Source organism: Streptomyces sp. NPDC052496 (assembly GCF_040679095.1).
Lineage (GTDB): Bacteria > Actinomycetota > Actinomycetes > Streptomycetales > Streptomycetaceae > Streptomyces.
Map to the genome: position 1 here is coordinate 52,516 of NZ_JBFAUH010000009.1, position 19,526 is coordinate 72,041.

General features: G+C 72.2%; 15 protein-coding genes. 3 read left to right on the forward strand and 12 right to left on the reverse strand.

The window, feature by feature from the left end; translation table 11 throughout:
* The first annotated feature begins 40 nt into the window (after nucleotides 1-40).
* On the forward strand, nucleotides 41-520 hold the full coding sequence (locus AB0L45_RS14560) for a hypothetical protein (protein WP_365839613.1): 480 nt from the start codon (nucleotides 41-43) through the stop codon (nucleotides 518-520).
* 260 nt (nucleotides 521-780) lie between these two features.
* Here the strand turns inward: AB0L45_RS14560 and AB0L45_RS14565 are convergent, their stop codons facing one another.
* Nucleotides 781-2,442, reverse strand: a complete 1,662-nt coding sequence (locus tag AB0L45_RS14565) for an FAD-binding protein (RefSeq protein ID WP_365839615.1) — start codon at nucleotides 2,440-2,442, stop codon at nucleotides 781-783.
* A gap of 360 nt (nucleotides 2,443-2,802) precedes the next feature.
* Between AB0L45_RS14565 and AB0L45_RS14570 the strand changes: the two genes are divergently transcribed.
* On the forward strand, nucleotides 2,803-4,542 hold the full coding sequence (locus tag AB0L45_RS14570; protein ID WP_365839920.1) for a glycoside hydrolase family 18 protein: 1,740 nt from the start codon (nucleotides 2,803-2,805) through the stop codon (nucleotides 4,540-4,542).
* Between the two features lie 57 nt (nucleotides 4,543-4,599).
* Here the strand turns inward: AB0L45_RS14570 and gatB are convergent, their stop codons facing one another.
* The 10 genes from gatB to gdhA form a co-directional block, all read right to left on the reverse strand.
* Nucleotides 4,600-6,108, reverse strand: coding sequence for an Asp-tRNA(Asn)/Glu-tRNA(Gln) amidotransferase subunit GatB (gene gatB, locus AB0L45_RS14575; RefSeq protein WP_365839617.1), 1,509 nt, complete (start codon nucleotides 6,106-6,108; stop codon nucleotides 4,600-4,602).
* A gap of 24 nt (nucleotides 6,109-6,132) precedes the next feature.
* Complete coding sequence (locus AB0L45_RS14580) at nucleotides 6,133-6,375, reverse strand: hypothetical protein (RefSeq protein WP_030668052.1); 243 nt, start codon at nucleotides 6,373-6,375, stop codon at nucleotides 6,133-6,135.
* On the reverse strand, nucleotides 6,372-7,874 hold the full coding sequence (gatA, locus tag AB0L45_RS14585) for an Asp-tRNA(Asn)/Glu-tRNA(Gln) amidotransferase subunit GatA (RefSeq protein ID WP_365839619.1): 1,503 nt from the start codon (nucleotides 7,872-7,874) through the stop codon (nucleotides 6,372-6,374). The genes AB0L45_RS14580 and gatA overlap by 4 nt, the downstream gene beginning before the upstream one ends.
* The gene (gatC, locus tag AB0L45_RS14590; protein ID WP_003984986.1) at nucleotides 7,871-8,167 is read right to left on the reverse strand and encodes an Asp-tRNA(Asn)/Glu-tRNA(Gln) amidotransferase subunit GatC; all 297 of its coding nucleotides are present in this window, start codon (nucleotides 8,165-8,167) and stop codon (nucleotides 7,871-7,873) included. Before gatC ends, gatA begins: the two co-directional genes overlap by 4 nt.
* A 239-nt stretch (nucleotides 8,168-8,406) precedes the next feature.
* A complete protein-coding gene (locus AB0L45_RS14595; RefSeq protein WP_365839621.1) occupies nucleotides 8,407-10,527 on the reverse strand; it encodes a bifunctional diguanylate cyclase/phosphodiesterase in 2,121 nt (706 codons plus the stop codon).
* A 156-nt stretch (nucleotides 10,528-10,683) separates the two neighbouring features.
* A complete protein-coding gene (ligA, locus tag AB0L45_RS14600) occupies nucleotides 10,684-12,900 on the reverse strand; it encodes an NAD-dependent DNA ligase LigA (RefSeq protein WP_365839623.1) in 2,217 nt (738 codons plus the stop codon).
* Nucleotides 12,901-12,931: 31 nt separating this feature from the next.
* Nucleotides 12,932-13,894, reverse strand: coding sequence for a methionine synthase (locus tag AB0L45_RS14605; protein WP_365839922.1), 963 nt, complete (start codon nucleotides 13,892-13,894; stop codon nucleotides 12,932-12,934).
* Nucleotides 13,895-14,018: 124 nt separating this feature from the next.
* Nucleotides 14,019-14,708: an SDR family oxidoreductase gene (locus AB0L45_RS14610; protein WP_365839625.1), complete on the reverse strand. Its 690-nt coding sequence runs from the start codon at nucleotides 14,706-14,708 to the stop codon at nucleotides 14,019-14,021.
* 103 nt (nucleotides 14,709-14,811) lie between these two features.
* A complete protein-coding gene (locus AB0L45_RS14615) occupies nucleotides 14,812-15,354 on the reverse strand; it encodes a TIGR00730 family Rossman fold protein (RefSeq protein WP_365839627.1) in 543 nt (180 codons plus the stop codon).
* Nucleotides 15,355-15,425: 71 nt separating this feature from the next.
* Nucleotides 15,426-16,808 carry an NADP-specific glutamate dehydrogenase gene (gene gdhA / locus AB0L45_RS14620; RefSeq protein WP_365839629.1) on the reverse strand — a complete coding sequence of 461 codons (1,383 nt, stop codon included), beginning with the start codon at nucleotides 16,806-16,808 and terminating at the stop codon, nucleotides 15,426-15,428.
* Nucleotides 16,809-17,102: 294 nt separating this feature from the next.
* Between gdhA and murJ the strand changes: the two genes are divergently transcribed.
* Nucleotides 17,103-18,671: a murein biosynthesis integral membrane protein MurJ gene (gene murJ / locus AB0L45_RS14625; RefSeq protein ID WP_365839924.1), complete on the forward strand. Its 1,569-nt coding sequence runs from the start codon at nucleotides 17,103-17,105 to the stop codon at nucleotides 18,669-18,671.
* On the opposite strand, the gene AB0L45_RS14630 is transcribed toward murJ, so the two are convergent.
* Nucleotides 18,637-19,467, reverse strand: a complete 831-nt coding sequence (locus AB0L45_RS14630; RefSeq protein ID WP_365839631.1) for a VC0807 family protein — start codon at nucleotides 19,465-19,467, stop codon at nucleotides 18,637-18,639. The genes murJ and AB0L45_RS14630 overlap by 35 nt on opposite strands.
* Nucleotides 19,468-19,526: the final 59 nt, after the last annotated feature.

Sequence of the window (19,526 nt, forward strand, 5' to 3'; positions counted from 1 at the left end):
CGGCGCGACGATCGCCCTACGAACCACCGAGGGGACGGCGATGACCATGGCCTACGACTGGGCCCCCACCACGGGCACGTACGCGGTTGACGCGACCAGCAGCCGAATCGGTGAGGTGCGCAGGCTGATCGAGGGGGCTGCGTATCTCGTTCCGCCGGGTGGCGGCGCTGAGTGGGCAGTCCGGCCCGACCGGCTGCGCCGGCCCACCGACAGCGAGCGGGCGCGGGTGCTGACCTGGACCCGACCGGTCGTGAGCCGGTCCACACCGCACCGCAGCCGTCCGGAACCGCCGGTCGATCTCCCCATGCAGCCCCCGTCACTCGAACCGGTGCCGGTCCAGGACTGCAAGGGGTGCGCGCACGCTGCGGCCTGGCGACGGGCGTACCGGACGGGAAAGGGCACGGCGGACGGCTTCACCGACCACTCGGCGGCGCTGGACTGCTCCCTGGAGATCCGCAACCACCCACACGAGCCGCGCGTCCTGGGGCTACCGGTCAACGCCCCGGCGGTACGCCCATGAGCCCCCGCAGCGTGATCCGCGCCGTGCGGCACGCCATCGGCACCCACCCGCAGAGCGAGGTCACCCAGCCCCGATCCCGGGACGCGAAAGGACACCACTCCTGACGCGTTGGCGGCCGTCGTCGCCAAGTTCCCGGACGGAGGCCCGGAACCGGCCCGGCGCGCTGATGGCGGCCCCACCCGGGGCTTCGTGATCCCGTCCGGCGAGGACTGACCGCCCGCACCCGGGCCGCCCCACGGGCAGCCCGGGTGCGGACCACGTCACCGCGCCGGGCGGATCGACAGGTCGTGCCGGAACTCGTCGCGCGGATCCCAGCGGGCCTTGACGCGCTGGAGGCGCGGGTAGTTTTCCTTGTAGTAGAGCGTGTGCCAGGGGACGCCGGAGGCGTTCAGTTTCGGGTCGGCCAGGTCGGTGTCCGGGTAGTTGATGAATGAGCCGTCGCTGACCTCGCCCGGTACGGGCACGCCGCCGGTGTCCGCGTAGACATCGCGGTAGAAAGCGCGCAGCCAGGCCTGGGGCTTCGTGCCGGCTTCTGTCGGTCCTTCCCAGCCGGTCATGTAGACCGCTTTCAGGATCGAGTCCCGCTGGGCCACCGCCGTCGCGTCCGGTGCGACGGTGTTGACCTTTCCGCCGTACGAGACCAGCCACAGTGAGCCGTTGACGCCTTCGGGTACGGCGTCCTTACTGCCCGCGGGGGCCGCCAGATGCCGGTGGATCGCGGTGATCTGCCGGTCGGTGTAGCGCTTGCGGAGGTAGCCGGCCTTGACCTTGAAGGGGGCCGGTTCGCTCTCCTGGACGAGGGCCACCGCCTCCAGCCACGGCCGGACGGAGTGGTCGAGTGTGGGCCGGGTGCCCACGCCGCGTCCGACGGCGTCCACGTAGGCGCGCATCCGGCGCTCGGCGTCGGGTGTGGTGGCATCCATCTGGCCCGCCATGAGGATGGTGCCGGTGTTACGGCTGTTGAGCATGAGGACGCTGAACAGGTCGGCGTACGGGGAGTCCGGGCCGCTGTTGTGCTCGTACCAGGTGCCGTGGTTGCGCACCAGGCGGGTGAAGGCGCGTTCGTCGAGGTTCTTCCAGTCCCAGGTGGCGGCGAAGCTGAGGAGGGACGCCGGGGCCTTGGGCAGCAGGCGGGTGGGGTCGTCGCCCCGGGCCTGCGGGTCGCGGAACCAGTAGCGGGTGACGATGCCGAAGTTGCCGCCCCCGCCGCCGGTGTGCGCCCACCACAGGTCGTGGTGGGGGTCCTCGGGGTCGCGGGTGGCCACCACGGCGCGGGCCCTGCCGTCGCGGTCCACGACGACGACTTCGACGGCGTACAGGTGGTCCACGGACAGTCCGTACCGCCGCGAGAGCGTGCCGTACCCGCCGCCGAGGACGTGGCCGCCGACGCCGACCTCGGCGGTCGCGCCGGCCGGGATGGACACGCCCCAGCCGAGGAACAGGGCGCGGTAGACCTCGCCGAGCAGGGCGCCGGGTTCGACGGCGAACGCCCGGCGGGCGGCGTCGTAGTGGACCGCGCGCAGGGGAGAGGTGTCGATCAGGGCCTTGACGGACGGGTCGTCGACGAAGTTCTCGAAGCAGTGGCCGCCGCTGCGTACGGCGATGCGCTTGCCGTCCCGTACGGCCTGCTGCACGGCGGCGACGACCTGTTCGGTGGTGCTCACGACGTGCACGTGGTCGGGCTTGCCCACGAAGCGGCCGTTGCAGCCGCGCCGGGTCAGGGAGGCGTAGCGCGGGTCGCCGGGGCCCAGGGTGACCAGGCCGGTGCCGGGCGGGCGGCCGGCCGCGGCGGCGGTCGCTCCCGGTCCGGCGGCAGTGGCCGGTGCGGCCGCCGCCGCGAGGCCCGGTGCCGCCAGCGCGGCGGCCGTTCCCCCCAGTGCCGCCGCTCCCGCGAGCAGGCTCCGGCGCTTCACTTCAGCCATGGTCGTCCGCTCCTGTAACTGTGGTGTCCGTGACGGTGGTTGGTGGTGCTGCACCCCTCCACCTTCGGGCCCGCGAGAGACCGGATCATCCTCCACGGTGACCACCTGCCCCCTAAGGAGGAAGATGTACGCCGCTCACCGCCGCCCCTCCCTGAGGAGGGCACCCGGGGACCGCGCATCATCCGGAAGAACGGTTGACCCGGCCCCGGCGGCGGCACGAACACCGGCGGAAGTCTTCACGAACTCTTGACAACCGCATTGGTCTGGACCATTTTGTGTGCGCAACGCCCGCCCGCCTCCGGGCCCGGCGGACGGCCCTTCCGGGCTCATGACTTGGAGACAGCCATGCCCCACCCCCTCATGTCCCGCACCCCCCGCTCCCGGCACAGACGGTGGATCGGCACCGCCTTCACCGGTCTGGCGGCCGCCGCCCTCGCCGTCACCGGCACCGCGGCCGGCGCCTCGGCGGCCCCCCACGCCGCCGCGCCCGCCGGTGCCGCCGCCGACGTCAACAACGCGAAGAACCCCGGGTTCGAGTCCGGGCTCTCCGGCTGGACGTGTCCGGCGGGCGCCGGCGCCGCCGTGTCCTCCCCGGTGCACGGCGGCACCTCGGCCCTGAAGGCCACGCCGTCCGGCTCCGACCAGGCCAGGTGTTCGCAGACGGTGGCGGTCAAGCCCGGTTCGACGTACACGCTCAGCGCGTACGTGCAGGGCTCGTACGTCTACCTCGGCGCCAGTGGCACCGGTACGACCGACGTGTCCACCTGGGCGCCCGGTGCCACCACCTGGCAGCAGCTGAAGACCACCTTCACCACCGGCCCCTCGACCACCTCCGTCACCGTCTACACCCACGGCTGGTACGGGCAGTCCGCCTACTTCGCCGACGACATCAGCGTCTTCGGGCCGGACGGCGGCGGCAGCGGCGACCCGGGCGACCCGGTCCCCGACGCGCCCGCCGGGCTGACCGCCGGCGCGGTCACCTCGTCCTCCGTGGCGCTGTCCTGGAGTCCGGCGAAGTACGCCACCGGGTACCACGTCTACCGCGACGGCACCAAGGTCCAGGCGGTCGGCGGCACGTCGGCCACCGTGACCGGCCTGAGCCCCGCCACCGCGTACCGCTTCCAGGTCAGCGCGGTCAACGCGGCCGGCGAGTCCGCCAAGTCGGCGGCCGTCACCGCCACCACGTCCCCGGGTGGCGGCGGCCCCGGCCCCTCCGTACCGAAGCACGCGGTCACCGGTTACTGGCAGAACTTCAACAACGGCGCGACCGTCCAGAAGATCAGCGATGTCTCCGACCAGTACGACATCATCGCGGTCTCCTTCGCGGACGCCACCACCACGCCCGGCGCGATCACCTTCAACCTCGACTCGGCGGGCCTGGGCGGCTACACGGTCGCGCAGTTCAAGGCCGACATCAGGGCGAAGCAGGCGGCCGGCAAGAACGTCATCCTGTCCGTCGGCGGCGAGAAGGGCACCATCTCCGTCAACGACTCCGCCTCCGCGAACAACTTCGCCAACAGCGCTTACGCGCTGATGCAGGAGTACGGCTTCAACGGCGTCGACATCGACCTCGAAAACGGCATCAACCCGACCTACATGTCGCAGGCCCTGCGCTCGCTGTCCCAGAAGGCGGGCAGCAAGCTGGTCATCACCATGGCCCCGCAGACCATCGACATGCAGTCCACCCAGGGCGGTTACTTCAAGACCGCGCTGAACATCAAGGACATCCTCACCGTCGTCAACATGCAGTACTACAACAGCGGTTCGATGCTCGGCTGCGACGGCAAGGTCTACTCGCAGGGCACCGTGGACTTCCTCACCGCCCTGGCCTGCATCCAGCTCGAAGGCGGCCTCGACCCGTCCCAGGTGGGCATCGGCGTCCCGGCCTCCACCCGCGCCGCCGGCGGCGGCTACGTGTCGCCCAGCGTCGTCAACAACGCGCTGGACTGCCTCACCAAGGGCACCGGCTGCGGCTCCTTCAAGCCCGCCAAGACCTACCCGTCCCTGCGCGGCGCCATGACCTGGTCCACCAACTGGGACGCGGCGACCGGCAACGCCTGGTCGAACGCGGTGGGACCGCACGTCCACAACCTGCCGTAGGGCAGCGAAAGGGGCGGCACACCATCGGTGTGCCGCCCCTTACCGCGTTACCGGACGTCAGCCCTCGACGCCCAGCTTCTCCAGGATCAGCTCACGAACGCGGGCCGCGTCGGCCTGGCCGCGGGTGGCCTTCATGACCGCGCCGACCAGCGCGCCGGCCGCCGCGACCTTGCCGCCGCGGATCTTGTCGGCGATGGCGGCGTTGGACTCGATCGCCTCGTCGACGGCCTTGCCCAGCGCGCCCTCGTCGGAGACGACCTTCAGGCCGCGCTTCTCGACGACGGTGTCCGGGTCGCCCTCGCCCGCGAGGACGCCCTCGATGGTCTGGCGGGCCAGCTTGTCGTTGAGGGAGCCCTCGGCGACCAGCGCCGCGACCCGCGCGACCTGCTCCGGGGTGATGGGCAGGGCGGCGAGGTCGACGCCGTCCTCGTTGGCGCGGCGGGCCAGCTCGCCCATCCACCACTTGCGGGCGGCGGCGGAGTCCGCGCCGGCCTCGGTGGTGGCGACGATCAGGTCCACGGCGCCCGCGTTGAGGATCGACTGCATGTCGTGCTCGGAGACGCCCCACTCCTCGCGCAGCCGGTTACGGCGGACGCGCGGCAGCTCGGGCAGACCCTGGCGCAGCTCCTCGACCCACTCGCGGGACGGGGCCACCGGGACCAGGTCGGGCTCGGGGAAGTAGCGGTAGTCCTCCGCCTCCTCCTTGACCCGGCCGGGGGTGGTGGAGCCGTCCTCCTCGTGGAAGTGGCGGGTCTCCTGGATGATCGTGCCGCCCGAGGAGAGCACGGCCGCGTGCCGCTGGATCTCGAAGCGGGCGGCGCGCTCGACCGACCGCAGCGAGTTGACGTTCTTCGTCTCCGAGCGGGTGCCGAACTTCTCGGTGCCCTTGGGGCGCAGCGACAGGTTCACGTCGCAGCGCATCTGGCCCATCTCCATGCGGGCCTCGGAGACGCCCAGCGCCTTGATCAGCTCGCGCAGCTCGGCGACGTACGCCTTGGCGACCTCGGGGGCCCGCTCGCCCGCGCCCTGGATGGGCTTGGTGACGATCTCGATGAGCGGGATGCCGGCGCGGTTGTAGTCCAGGAGGGAGTGCGAGGCGCCGTGGATACGGCCCGTCGCGCCGCCCACGTGGGTGGACTTGCCGGTGTCCTCCTCCATGTGGGCGCGCTCGATCTCCACGCGGAAGATCTCGCCGTCCTCCAGCTGGACGTCCAGGTACCCGTCGAAGGCGATGGGCTCGTCGTACTGCGACGTCTGGAAGTTCTTCGGCATGTCCGGATAGAAGTAGTTCTTCCGGGCGAAGCGGCACCATTCGGCGATGGAGCAGTTCAGCGCCAGGCCGATCTTGATCGCGGACTCGACGCCGACCGCGTTGACGACCGGGAGCGAGCCGGGCATGCCGAGGCAGGTGGGGCAGGTCTGCGAGTTGGCGTCGGCGCCCAGGGCGGTCGAACACCCGCAGAACATCTTGGTCTTGGTGCCGAGTTCGACGTGCACCTCAAGACCCATCACGGGGTCGTAGGTGGCCAGCGCGTCCTCGTACGACACCAGTTCAGTGACGGTCACGGAAAACTAACCTCTCAGTCCCGCTCAGCCCGCGAGCACGTCGTCGTTGTTGAGACGACGCAGATCGCGGACCAGCAGCGCGACTCCGGTGGCGATGGCGGCGGCGGAGACGACGGCATCGAGGAGCTGGAGCTTGTCCTGCTCCCCCTTGGCCGCCTTCGCCTGCTTGACGACGCTCACCGCACCGAACAGCGTGGTGCCGATGGACAGATACGTACCGGCCTTGGACTTCTTGAAGCCCTTGGCCTTCGCAAGCTTTCCACTCACAGGGACGGTGCCTCCTCAAGCAGCGGGTGCCCCCAACGGGCGGTGAACGCGGCCTCGACCGCGGCACCGACCTTGTAGAGCCGGTCGTCGGCCATGGCAGGGGCGATGATCTGCAGCCCCACCGGCAGCCCGTCCTCGGGGGCCAGGCCGCAGGGCAGCGACATGGCCGCGTTGCCTGCCAGGTTCGTCGGGATCGTGCACAGGTCGGCGAGGTACATCGCCATCGGGTCGTCGGCGCGCTCACCGATCGGGAAGGCGGTGGTGGGCGTGGTCGGCGAGACCAGCACGTCGACCTGCTCGAAGGCCTTCTCGAAGTCCTGGGTGATCAGGGTGCGCACCTTCTGCGCGGAGCCGTAGTACGCGTCGTAGTAGCCGGAGCTGAGCGCGTAGGTGCCGAGCATGATGCGGCGCTTGACCTCGGGGCCGAAGCCGGCCTCGCGGGTCAGGGCGGTGACGTCCTCGGCCGAGCGGGTGCCGTCGTCGCCGACCCGCAGGCCGTAGCGCATGGCGTCGAAGCGGGCCAGGTTCGAGGAGCACTCGGAGGGCGCGATCAGGTAGTACGCGGCGAGCGCCTTGTCGAAGGACGGGCAGGAGATCTCCACGATCTCCGCGCCCAGCTCGCGCAGCAGCTCCACGGACTCGTTGAAGCGCTGCATGACGCCGGCCTGGTAGCCCTCGCCGGAGAACTCCTTGACCACGCCGACGCGCATGCCCTTGACGTCACCGTTGCGGGCCGCCTCGACGACCGGCGGGACCGGCGCGTCGATGGAGGTCGAGTCCAGCTCGTCGTGGCCGGCGATGACCTCGTGCAGCAGGGCCGCGTCCAGGACCGTACGGGCGCAGGGACCGCCCTGGTCGAGGGAGGAGGAGAACGCCACCATGCCGTAGCGGGAGACCGCGCCGTAGGTGGGCTTGACGCCGACCGTGCCGGTGACGGCGGCGGGCTGGCGGATGGAGCCGCCGGTGTCCGTGCCGATGGCCAGCGGGGCCTGGTACGCGGCGAGCGCGGCGGAGGAGCCGCCGCCGGAGCCGCCCGGGATACGGGTGAGGTCCCAGGGGTTGCCGGTCGGGCCGTAGGCGCTGTTCTCGGTGGAGGACCCCATGGCGAACTCGTCCATGTTGGTCTTGCCGAGGATGACGACGTCGGCGGCCTTGAGCCGCTTGGTCACCGTCGCGTCGTACGGCGGGATCCAGCCTTCGAGGATCTTCGAACCGACGGTGGTGGGCACCCCCTCCGTGGTGAAGATGTCCTTCAGGGCGAGCGGCACGCCGGCCAGCGGGCCGAGCTTCTCGCCGCGCTCGCGCTTGGCGTCCACGGCACGGGCCTGGGCGAGGGCGCCCTCGCGGTCCACGTGCAGGAAGGCGTTCACCTTCTCGTCGACGGCCTCGATGCGGGCCAGGTGCGCCTCGGTGACCTCGACGGCCGTGACCTCGCCGGCGGCGATCTTCGCCGCGATCTCGGCGGCGGTGAGCTTGATCAGATCTGCCATGTCGGTCACTCCTCCCCCAGGATCTGCGGCACCTTGAAACGCTGCTGTTCCTGGGCCGGGGCGCCGGACAGCGCCTGCTCGGGCGTCAGCGACGGACGAACCACGTCCGGCCGCATGACATTGGTCAGGGGCAGCGGGTGGGAGGTCGGCGGTACGTCTTGGTCGGCGACCTCGGAGACGCGGGCGACCGCGCCGATGATGTCGTCGAGCTGTCCGGCGAAGTGATCGAGCTCTTCGTCCTTCAGCTCCAAGCGCGCCAGCCGGGCGAGGTGGGCAACCTCCTCGCGCGTGATGCCAGGCATGCAGCGATCCTCAGGGTGAGTGTCTTGGCTGTGTTGTCCGGGCCAATCCTATGGCGTAGCCGATGGGGGTTCGAAACGCATTCCCCGAGGGGGCCGTCACGGGCGCTTCGCGGGGCGCGGGCGGGCTGGGCAGGCCGGCGGTACGGGAGCGGGGCGGCGCCGCCGTCCGGACGTGCGGCGCGGGGCGCCGGCGGCGTACGGCGACGGTCGGCGGCCGGGGCACCGGGCCGCCGGTCCGGTCAGGTGACGCGCTGGTCGGCGGTCTGCTCGACCGCCGCGGCGCGCTCGTGCTGGGGCTCGGCGGCCGGGCGCTCCGCCTCGCGCTGCCAGCCGCGCTCGCCGCGGGCCCGCAGCCAGGCCGTGGTCTCGTCCGGCGGCATCGCGGCGGCGACCAGCCAGCCCTGTACGGCGTCGCAGCCCAGGTCGCGCAGCCGCTCCCAGGTCTCGTCGTCCTCGACGCCCTCGGCGACCACCAGCAGGCCGAGCGAGTGGGCCAGGTCCAGGGTGCAGCGGACGATCTCGGCGTCCTCGTTGTCCACGGCCAGCCGGGCGACGAAGGAGCGGTCGATCTTCAGCTCGCTGACCGGCAGGCGGCGCAGGTGGACGAGGGACGAATAGCCCGTGCCGAAGTCGTCGAGGGACATCTTGACGCCGTGCCCGGTCAGCCCGGGCAGCGTGTCGGCGGCCCGCTGCGGGTCCTCCAGCAGGACGTGTTCCGTTATCTCCAACTGGAGCGAGCCCGGCGGCACCTGGTGCCGGGCCAGCCGGGCGGCCACCGCGCCGGCGAAGCCGGGGGTGTGCACGTCGCGCGGTGAGACGTTGACCGCGACCGGCACCTCCAGGCCGGACGCGCGCCACCGGGCCACCTGGGCGAGCGCGGTCTCCAGGACGTACTCCGTCAGGCGCGGCATCAGCCCGGACGACTCGGCGATGGCGATGAACTCGTCCGGAGGAACCCGGCCGCGCTCCGGATGGACCCACCGCACCAGCGCCTCCAGCCCGGCCACATGCCCGTCGAAGCCGACCTTGGGCTGGTAGTGCAGCTCCACGTCACCGGCGTCCAGCGCGCGGCGCAGGTCACCCAGCAGGCCCAGCCGGTCGGGCGTGTTGCCGTCCCGTTTGGCCTCGTACACCTCGACGCCGCTGCGGTCCCGCTTGGCCTGGTACATGGCGACGTCCGCCCGGCGCAGCAGGCCCTCGGCGTCCAGGGCGTGGTCGGGGAAGACCGCGACGCCCGCGCTGGCCTCCAGTACGAGGGTCAGGCCGTCCAGGTCGAGCGGCGAGCCGAGGGCCGCGACCAGGTTGCGGGCCACCCGCTGGGCGCTGGTCAGGGAGTCGGCGGTGGGCAGCAGGACCGCGAACTCGTCACCGCCGAGCCGGGCCACCTCCGCGCCGCGCGGCAGCGCGTGCCGCAGCCGGTCGGCTATCTGGAGCAGCAGCCGGTCGCCCGCGAGGTGCCCGAGGGTGTCGTTGACCGAGCGGAAACGGTCCAGGTCGATCAGGACGAGGGCGGAACGGGCGCCGATGCGCTCGGCGTCGTCCAGCGCGGTCCAGGTGCGCTCCAGCAGCCACTGGCGGTTGGGCAGGCCGGTGAGCGGATCGCGCAGCTGCTCCTCGGCGCGGGCGCGGGCGATCCACAGGGTGGAGTCCAGGGCGATCAGCGGTACGGCGAACATCGGCAGCAGGAACGGCGCGTGCACGGCGGCCACCACGATCAGCGGCGAGATGCCGAGCAGCGCCACGCCCACCAGGGCCTGGCGGGCCAGGGCCGTCCGGGCGATGGTGGGCAGGCTGCCGCTGTGCGAGGCCATCGTGAACCACAGCAGGGCGCGGGTGACGACCAGGTAGGCGGTGGCCGCGACCAGGATGTCGGGCAGCACGGACAGGTCCCAGGCCGCGGGCTGCCAGGGGTGCTCGATGGTCGGTACGACGTGGAAGGCGGCGAGGCCCAGCGCCGCGGCGCCGATCCCGAGGATGTCCACCGCGCCGTGCAGCAGGGCCTGTCGCCAGCGGTGCCGGCGCGCGGCGCCGACCAGCAGGACGACGGCCACGCTCACCAGGACGGCGGGCACCCAGCCGTACAGCAGCAGGACGGCGAGGGCCAGGGCCGCGCCCGAGCCCGTGCCGCCCCACCAGCGGTCGCGGCCGAGCGCCACCAGATGGCCCACGATGACGCCGGTCAGGATCGCCAGGGCCCAGCCGACGGCGCCTTCCGGGAACAGGGCCCGGCCGGCGCCGAGCGTCCGGATCACCCCCGCCGCGAGCGCGGTGCCCGCCATCAGCACGACGGCCGCGGGCAGCGCGGGCACGACGAGCCGGCGGAGCCGCGACGCCGGAGCGGCGCTGTCGGTCGGTTTCATTCCGATACCTCTCACAGCCGGCTGTGCCCGCGCCACGGCAGGCGCACACCTCAACAGTAGGCCGCAGAAGGCCGCCGCGGGCAGCGATCGGCAGCGGTTGCCCGAATGCGACCCGGCCTTCCGGAACCATCTGCTATGCGCCGATGAGGTGACTCCTCACTCGCCCTCAGGCGGAGTGACAGCTACCGCTCGTGCTTCATCGGGCCCCTGCTCCAGCAGCACCGCGAAGCCGTCATCGTCCAGCACAGGCACCTTCAACTGCATGGCCTTGTCGTACTTCGAACCAGGATTGTCTCCCACCACCACGAAACCGGTCTTCTTCGAAACGGAACCGGTCACCTTCGCTCCGAGACGCTGCAGGGCTTCTTTCGCGCCATCTCTGGTGTGTGACTGAAGTGTGCCCGTTACAACGACGGTGACGCCTTCAAGTGGACGCGGGCCTTCGTCTCCTGAGGATTCCTCCTCCATCCGGACCCCGGCCGCCCGCCACTTCTCCACGATCTCGCGGTGCCAGTCCTCGGCGAACCACTGCTTGAGGGAGGCCGCGATGGTCGCGCCGACGCCCTCCACGGCGGCCAGCTCCTCCTCGCTCGCGTCCCTGATCCGGTCCAGCGAACGGAACTCCATCGCCAGCGCCTGGGCCGCCACCGGACCCACATGACGGATCGACAGGCCCGTCAGGACGCGCGCCAGCGGCCGCTCCTTGGCCGCCTGGATGTTCTCCAGCATCGCCAGGGCGTTCTTCTTCGGCTCGCCCTTCTGGTTGGCGAAGAAGGTGACGACCTTCTCCTCGCCGGTCTTCGGGTCACGCTTGGGCAGGCCGCTGTCCGGGTCCAGGACGTAGGACTTGATGGGCAGCAGCTGCTCGATGGAGAGGCTGAAGAGGTCGCCCTCGTCCTTCAGCGGCGGCTCGGCGGGCTCCAGGGGCTGGCTGAGCGCGGTGGCCGCGACATAGCCGAAGTTCTCGATGTCCAGCGACTTGCGGCCGGCCAGGTAGAACAGCCGCTCACGGATCTGCGCGGGGCAGGAGCGGGCGTTGGGGCAGCGCAGGTCGACGTCGCCCTCCTTGGCGGGCTGCAGCGCCGTACCGCACTCGGGGCACTCGGCGGGCATCACGAACTCCCGCTCGCTGCCGTCCCGCAGGTCCACCACCGGCCCCAGGATCTCCGGGATCACGTCACCGGCCTTGCGCAGCACGACCGTGTCACCGATGTAGACACCCTTGGCCTTGACCACGTCCTGGTTGTGCAGGGTGGCGAACTCGACCTCGGAACCGGCCACCGTGACCGGCTCGACGACCGCGTACGGCGTGACGCGGCCCGTACGGCCGACGCCGACGCGGATGTCCACCAGCTTGGTGTTGACCTCCTCCGGCGGGTACTTCCAGGCGATCGCCCAGCGCGGCGCGCGCGAGGTGGCACCGAGCCGGCCCTGGAGGGCGATCTCGTCCAGCTTGACGACCGTGCCGTCGATCTCGTGGGCGACGGCCGTGCGGCGGGTCTCCGGGTCGCCGTAGCGCTTGATGAAGTCGCGCACCGCCTCCAGGGAGTCCACGACCTCGTTGTGGTCGGAGGTGGGCAGGCCCCACTCGCGCAGCAGGCCGTACGCGTGCGACTGGCAGTCGATGTCGAAGCCCTCGCGGGCGCCGATGCCGTGCACGACCATGTGCAGCGGGCGGGTGGCCGTGACCTTGGGGTCCTTCTGGCGCAGCGAACCGGCGGCGGCGTTGCGCGGGTTGGCGAACGGCGGCTTGCCGTCGGCCACCAGCCGCTCGTTCAGCTCCAGGAACTTCTCCATCGGGAAGTACACCTCACCGCGCACCTCCACCAGCTCCGGGACGCGGTCGCCCTTCAGACGGTCCGGGATCTCGGCGATGGTGCGGACGTTGGGCGTGATGTCCTCACCCGTACGGCCGTCGCCGCGGGTGGCGGCGCGGGTCAGCCGGCCGTTCTCGTACGTGAGGTTGACCGCGAGCCCGTCGACCTTCAGCTCGCACAGGAAGTGGTAGCCGGCGCTCTTGGGGTCGCCGCCCAGCTCCGTCGCGATCCGCTCGGCCCAGGCCGCCAGCTCCTCGTCGTCGAAGGCGTTGTCCAGCGAGAGCATCCGCTCGCGGTGCGCGACCTCGGTGAACTCGGTCTCGTACTGCCCGGCGACCTTCTGCGTCGGGGAGTCCGGGGTACGCAGCTCCGGATACTCCTCCTCCAGCGCCTCCAGGGACCGCAGCAGCTTGTCGAACTCCGCGTCGCTGACGACGGGGGCGTCCTTCACGTAATAGCGGAAGCGGTGCTCCTCGATCTGCTCGGCCAGATGGGCATGCTCTTCCCGCGCCTTCGCGGGCACCGCGTGCCCCGCCGTCTGCTCTTCGCCGGCCACCGTTACGTCCTCCCGTGATCCTTGAGTGCCGTCACTCAGGGTTGTCTGCGAGCGATCTCGCGGCCCGGACGCAGTGAGCGAGCACCGCACGGGCATATGCGGGCGAAGCACCCGCCAGCCCGCACGACGGGGTGACCACCACGGACTCCGCGAGAGTCCCCGGCGCCAGCCCCAGCCTGCGCCACAGCGTCCTGACACCCATGACGCTACCGGCAGGGTCTGACAATGGGCCGTCCACGCCCGGCACCACGCCCGCCAGCAGCGTCGTACCGCCCTCGACCGCCTCGCCGACCGCCTCCTCGTCACGCTCGGTGAGCAGTCCGAAATCGAACGAGATGCCGGACACGCCCGCGCGGCGCAGCAGCGCGAAGGGAACCTCGGGGGCGCAGGAGTGGACGATCACCGGTGCGTCCGCCTCCCCGGCGACGGCGACCAGATCGCGCAGCGCGCCCTCGACGACGGCCCGGTCCACGGCGCGGTGGGTGCGGTAGCCGCTCGCGGACTTGATCCGCCCCTGGAGGACGGCCGTCAGCGACGGCTCGTCGAGCTGGAGCACCGGGCGCGCGCCGGGCACCCGCCGCCGGACGTCGGCCAGGTGCGCGCGCAGGCCCTCGGCCAGCGACGCCGTCAGGTCCCGGCAGGCGCCGGGGTCGCTGAGGGCCGCCTCGCCGTTGCGCAGCTCCAGCGCGGCGGCCAGCGTCCAGGGGCCGACCGCCGAGACCTTCAGGTGCCCCTCGTAGTCCTGGGTGAACTCCTCCAGCGCGTCCAGGTCCTCGCCCATCCAGGACCGGGCGCGCCGGGTGTCCCGGCCCGGCCGGTCGCTGATCCGCCAGCCGCTCGGCTCCACGTGGGCGTACACCTCGACGAGGAGGCCGGCGGTCCGGCCGATCATGTCGGCGCCGGGCCCGCGGGCGGGCAGCTCCGGCAGGTACGGCAGGGTCTCCAGCGAGCCGGTCACGGTCCTGGCGGCCTCGCGGGCGTCGCCGCCGGGCATCGAGCCGACACCGGTGGCCGTGCCGGTGCCGGCGTGGCCGGCGAGGCGGGTGGGGGCGTTGTTCTCGGTCACCCTCTGAGGGTATGTGGCCCTGGACCACGGGGCGCCGGGTGGGCGGGCGCCGTCACCGCCCCGGACGCACCGTCAGGTCGTTGATCTCCGCGTCCCGCGGCAGGTCCAGTGCCGTGAGCAGGGTGGTGGCCACCGATTCCGGGTCGATCCACCGGGAGGCGTCGTACTCGCGGCCTTCCTGGCGGAAGACGCTCTCCTGCATGGGGGTCGCGGTGCGGCCCGGGTAGATGGAGGTGACCCGTACGCCGTTGCCGTGCTCCTCGGCGCGCAGCGAGTCGGCCAGCGCCTTCAGGCCGTGCTTGCTGGCGGCGTAGGCGCCCCACTGGGCGTGGGCGTGCAGGCCGGCGCCGGAGTTGACGAAGACGACATGACCCTTGGCGACGCGCAGCTGCGGGAGGAACTGGCGGGTCAGCTCGGCGGGCGAGACGAGGTTGGCGGCGAGGGTGCGCTGCCAGGCCTTGGGGCCGAGGTCGCCGACGGCGCCCAGCTCGACGACGCCCGCGATGTGCAGCAGGGAGTCGAGGCGGTCCGGCAGCGACTGCTTGCCGAAGGCCCAGTCCAGCTTCTCCGGGGTGGCGAGGTCGCCGACCACCGTACGGGCGCCGGGGAACTGCCCGGCCAGCTCCTTGGCGCGGCCGGCGTCGCGCGCCAGCAGCCAGAGGTCCTCGCCGCGGTCGGCGAGCCGCCGCGCGACCGCCGCTCCGATGCCCGATCCTGCGCCCGTGATCAAGTGCGTACCCATGGGCCCGATCCTAACGAGGGGTACGGGTACGGGGCGCGGCCGTCCGCGTGGAGCGGAATCTCCGGCTCCGGTCCGGACTCCCGCCTCTCACGTCCCGTACGCCTCAGCCCTGGACGCCCGCCTGCTCCTCCAGGTACGCCAGGGCCCCCGCGCCGTCCTCCGCGAAGAAGACCAGTTCGGTGAGCGGGAGCGGCAGGAAGCCCTCCTTCTCCATGCGCTGGAACTGCTCCTTGAGGCCGTCGTAGAACCCGGCGGCGTTCAGCAGGACCACGGGCTTGGTGTGCAGGCCGTGCTTCTTCAGCTCCAGGATCTCGGTGGCCTCGTCGAGCGTGCCCGTGCCGCCGACCATGATGACGATCGCGTCGGCCCGCGCCAGCAGCTCGGCCTTGCGCTCGGCGAGGTCCTTGGTGACCACCATGTCGTCGACCCCGGGCCGCACCTTGTGCGCGAGGAAGTCCACGGAGACACCGGCGAGCCGGCCGCCCGCCGCCTCCACGCCGTCCGCCATGACCTTCATCAGTCCGCTGTCCGAGCCGCCCCACACCATGGTGTGGCCGCCCTTGCCGAGCAGCTCGGCGAACTCGCGGGCGGGTCCGGTGTAGCGGGCGTCGAGGTCGGCGGCGGAGCAGAAGACGCAGATGTTCATACCGGCCACTCTACGATCCGGCACCGGTGCCGGATCCGGCGCGGGACCGGCCCCGCCCCGGCCCCGGCGCCTCAGATCAGCCCCTGTGCCAGCATCGCCTCCGCCACCCGCTCGAAGCCCGCGACGTTGGCGCCCGTGACGTAGTCGCCCGGCAGGCCGTGGCGCTCGGCGGTCTCGTAGCAGGTGTCGTGGATGCCGCGCATGATCGCCGCCAGTTCGCCCTCGGTGCGCTCGAAGCTCCAGGACTCGCGGGCGGAGTTCTGCCGCATCTCCAGGGCGCTGGTGGCCACGCCGCCCGCGTTGGCCGCCTTGCCGGGCCCGAAGGCCACGCCCGCTTCCTGGAAGAGGGCCACCGCCGCGGGCGTCGTCGGCATGTTGGCGCCTTCCGAGACGGCCTTGACGCCGTTGCGCACGAGGACGCGCGCGGCGTCGGCGTCCAGCTCGTTCTGGGTGGCGGAGGGCAGCGCGACGTCGCACGCCACGTCCCAGACCCGGCCGCCCGGCACGTACCGGGCGGAGACCCCGCGCCGCTCCGCGTACTCCTCGACGCGGCCCCGCTCGACCTCCTTGACCTGCTTGAGCAGATCGAGGTCGATGCCCTTCTCGTCGATCACGTAGCCGCCGGAGTCCGAGCAGGTCAGCACGTTGGCGCCGAGCGCCTGGGACTTCTCGATGCTGTGGACGGCGACGTTGCCCGAGCCGGAGACCACGACCTGCCGGCCGTCCAGGTCCTCGCCGCGCTGCCGCAGCATCTCGGCGGTGAAGAGCACGTTGCCGTACCCGGTGGCCTCCGTACGGGCCGTGGACCCGCCCCAGCCGAGGCCCTTGCCGGTCAGCACCCCGGCCTCCCAGCGGTTGGTGATCCGCCGGTACTGGCCGAAGAGGTAGCCGATCTCGCGGCCGCCGACGCCGATGTCGCCCGCCGGTACGTCGGTGTGCTCGCCCAGGTGCCGGTGCAGCTCGGTCATGAAGGACTGGCAGAAGCGCATCACCTCGGCGTCGGAGCGGCCGCGCGGGTCGAAGTCGCTGCCGCCCTTGCCGCCGCCGATGTTCAGTCCGGTGAGGGCGTTCTTGAAGACCTGCTCGAAGCCGAGGAACTTGACGATGCCGAGGTTGACGGACGGGTGGAAGCGCAGCCCGCCCTTGTAGGGCCCGAGCGCGCTGTTGAACTCCACCCGGAAGCCGCGGTTGATGCGGACGGCCCCGGAGTCGTCCTGCCACGGTACGCGGAAGAGGATCTGGCGCTCCGGCTCGCAGAGCCGTTCCAGGATGCCGGCCTCGGCGTACTCGGGACGGGCCGCCAGCGCCGGGGCCAGGGTCTGCAGCACTTCGAGGGCGGCCTGGTGGAACTCGGGCTCCCCCGGGTTGCGCCGTACCAGTTCCTGGTGCAGCAGCTCCAGGGAGACCGCTGAGTTCCGTCCGGCCGCACCGGTCCCGGCGTGCACTGTCGACATGTCCGTACTTCCCTTCGTGGCCGACGAAGGGCCGCCCGCGGCCCGGATCCGCGCGCGTGGCACCGGAGTCCGGCCGGGCTGCCCTTGGCGTCCCGTCGCTGCCGCCGAGCCTAGGGGCCCGGGGGCCGCCCGTGGCCACCGGGACGGAAGTCGCGATGCGTGAACCTCTGGGTTTAGGTTGCGGTCATGGTGGAGGGAACGCGCGCAAGCGCACACACGACGCAGACGGCCGACGGCGAGGAGGACACGAGGACGGGCGGGGGCGGCGGGAATCTGCGCCGTTCCTCCTTACTGATGGCCGCCGGTACGGTCGTCTCCCGGGCCACCGGCCTGATCAGAGGCGTCCTCCAGGCCGGCGCCCTCGGTACCGGGCTGCTGGCCACCACGTACAACACCGCCAACCTCGTGCCGACGAGCCTGTACACGCTGCTGATCGGCGGCGCCCTCAACGCGGTGCTCGTCCCGCAGCTCGTACGGGCCCGGGCGGAGCACCCGGACGGCGGGCGGGCCCACGAACAGCGGCTGGTCACGCTGGTCCTGACCGTCCTCGGCATCGGCACGCTGCTCGCGGTGTGGGCCGCGCCCGAGATCGTGAGCCTCTACACGACGGACACGCCGGAACACCACGCCGCGTACGAACTGACCGTGGTCTTCGCCCGGTTCCTGCTGCCGCAGATCTTCTTCTACGGGGTGTTCGGCATCCTGGGGCAGGTGCTCAACGCGCGCGGGAAGTTCGGCGCGATGATGTGGACGCCGGTGCTCAACAACGTCGTGCTGATCGCCATGTTCGGCGCGTACCTCGGCCTGCTGACCGTGCCGGAGACGGTGGCGGAGATCACCGACGCGCAGGTGCGGATGCTCGGCGTGGGCACCACGATCGGCATCGCCCTCCAGGCGCTCGCCCTGGTCCCGTACGCGCGCGAGGCGGGCTTCCGCTTCCGGCCGCGCTTCGACTGGCGCGGCACGGGGCTGCGCAAGAGCGCGAACGCCGCGCGCTGGACGCTGCTGTTCGTGCTGGCCAACCTGGTCTCGATGACCGTCGTGACGCACTACGCGACCGCCGCCGACCAGGAACTGCCCACCGGCGGCGTCGGCCTCTCCTCCTACACCTACGCGCAGAACATCTGGGGCCTGCCGCAGTCCGTCGTCACCGTCTCGCTGATCACCGCGCTGCTGCCGCGGATGACCCGGGCGGCCGCCGAACGGCGCCTGGACGACCTGCGGGACGACCTCTCCCGCGCGCTGCGCGTCAGCGGCGCGGTCATCGTCCCGGCCGCCGTGTTCTTCGTGGCCTTCGGCCCGGAGATGGCGCAGCTGCTGTACGCGCACGGCGCCGCCAGTGCCGAGTCCGCCGTGCCGCTGGGGCAGATGCTCCAGGCCCTCGGGCTGGGCCTGATCCCGTTCTCCGCCCAGTCGCTGCTGCTGCGCGGCTTCTACGCCTTCGAGGACACCCGTACGCCGTTCCTGATGGCCGCCTGGATCTCCGGCGTGAACATCGCGCTCGCCACCGCCTGCCACCTGCTGCTGCCGGCCCGGTGGGCGGTGGTCGGCATGGCGGCCGCGTACGCCCTGTCGTACGGCGCCGGGCTGCTGGCCAGCGCGTACCTGCTGCGGCGCCGGCTGGAGGGGCGGCTGGACGGGCGCCGGCTGAGCCGTACGTACGGCAAGCTCACCGGTGCCGCGCTCGCCGCGGGGGCGGTGGGCTGGGCGGCTGCCCAGGCCTGCGCCGGTGCCACCGGGAGCACCTTCTGGTCGACTGCGGCGGCCCTGGCCGCCGGGGCGGCGACCATGGTCCTGCTCTTCCTGCTGCTGGCACGCGCCCTGCGGATCACCGAGCTGCGGTCGCTGCCGGGGCTGCGCTGACGTCCGGGGCCGGGGCGGAGGCCGCCGCTCCGGTCCCCGCGCCGGCCTCCGCGTGCGCCGCCACCTCGGCCACCAGCATCCACACCATCGTGTGGATGCCGACCATCGCGCTGACCACGGTGGCGACGACGACGGCCACGATCAGCAGCACCGTGCCCAGCCACACCATGACGTCCACCGGCAGGGTGAACGCGCCGATCACCCGGGCCACGCACTCGCCCAGCAGGGCGGCGCCCCACACGGCGGAGTGCCGGCTCTGCGCCCGCCGGAACCGCGCCGACCCGGCCGTCAGCCGGTCCCACGCGGCGGCCTTGGCCGTGTCGCCGCGGGTGAGCCAGGGCTTGAGCGTCGGCGCCAGCATCGGCCGCCCGATGAGCGCGGACACCAGCACCGCCAGGCCGAAGGTGCTGCTCACGGCGCTGTCCTTGGCCAGCATCAGCCGCTCGTCGCCCGCCATCAGGCTCAGCAGCAGGCCGACGACGTTGGTCACCGTCATCACCGTGGCCATGGCGTTGAGACGGCGCTCCCTGACCAGGCTCCACACGGACCGCGCGGCGGGCAGGGCACCGCTCCAGGCCAGCGCGGCGAGGGTGCTCAGGCCGAAGACGCCGGTCAGGACGTAGTACGAGGCGATCGGGACGCCGACGTCCAGGAGCAGCGCCCGGGGGCCCTCCAGATTCTTGCCGGGCCGGGCCGTCCCACCGGTGCGGGCCGTCCCGCCCGTACGGGCCGCCTCGCCGGTGCCGGTGCCGGTTCCGGCGCCGGCCGTCGTACGGTGCGGGGCCTGGCTGTCCATGGGGTCCTCCGTGTCACTGTCCGCGTGGTCCGTCCGTGCCGCTTCCAGCCTCGCCGCGC

Bases quoted from the DNA above. Each gene is read 5' to 3' on its own strand.
- AB0L45_RS14560 (WP_365839613.1), top strand. From the start codon at position 41: ATGACCATGGCCTACGACTGGGCCCCCACCACGGGCACGTACGCGGTT.
- AB0L45_RS14565 (WP_365839615.1), bottom strand. From the start codon at position 2,442: ATGGCTGAAGTGAAGCGCCGGAGCCTGCTCGCGGGAGCGGCGGCACTG.
- AB0L45_RS14570 (WP_365839920.1), top strand. From the start codon at position 2,803: ATGTCCCGCACCCCCCGCTCCCGGCACAGACGGTGGATCGGCACCGCC.
- gatC (WP_003984986.1), bottom strand. From the start codon at position 8,167: ATGCCTGGCATCACGCGCGAGGAGGTTGCCCACCTCGCCCGGCTGGCG.
- AB0L45_RS14595 (WP_365839621.1), bottom strand. From the start codon at position 10,527: ATGAAACCGACCGACAGCGCCGCTCCGGCGTCGCGGCTCCGCCGGCTC.
- AB0L45_RS14605 (WP_365839922.1), bottom strand. From the start codon at position 13,894: ATGCCCGGCGGCGACGCCCGCGAGGCCGCCAGGACCGTGACCGGCTCG.
- AB0L45_RS14610 (WP_365839625.1), bottom strand. From the start codon at position 14,708: ATGGGTACGCACTTGATCACGGGCGCAGGATCGGGCATCGGAGCGGCG.
- AB0L45_RS14615 (WP_365839627.1), bottom strand. From the start codon at position 15,354: ATGAACATCTGCGTCTTCTGCTCCGCCGCCGACCTCGACGCCCGCTAC.
- gdhA (WP_365839629.1), bottom strand. From the start codon at position 16,808: ATGTCGACAGTGCACGCCGGGACCGGTGCGGCCGGACGGAACTCAGCG.
- murJ (WP_365839924.1), top strand. From the start codon at position 17,103: ATGGCCGCCGGTACGGTCGTCTCCCGGGCCACCGGCCTGATCAGAGGC.
- AB0L45_RS14630 (WP_365839631.1), bottom strand. From the start codon at position 19,467: ATGGACAGCCAGGCCCCGCACCGTACGACGGCCGGCGCCGGAACCGGC.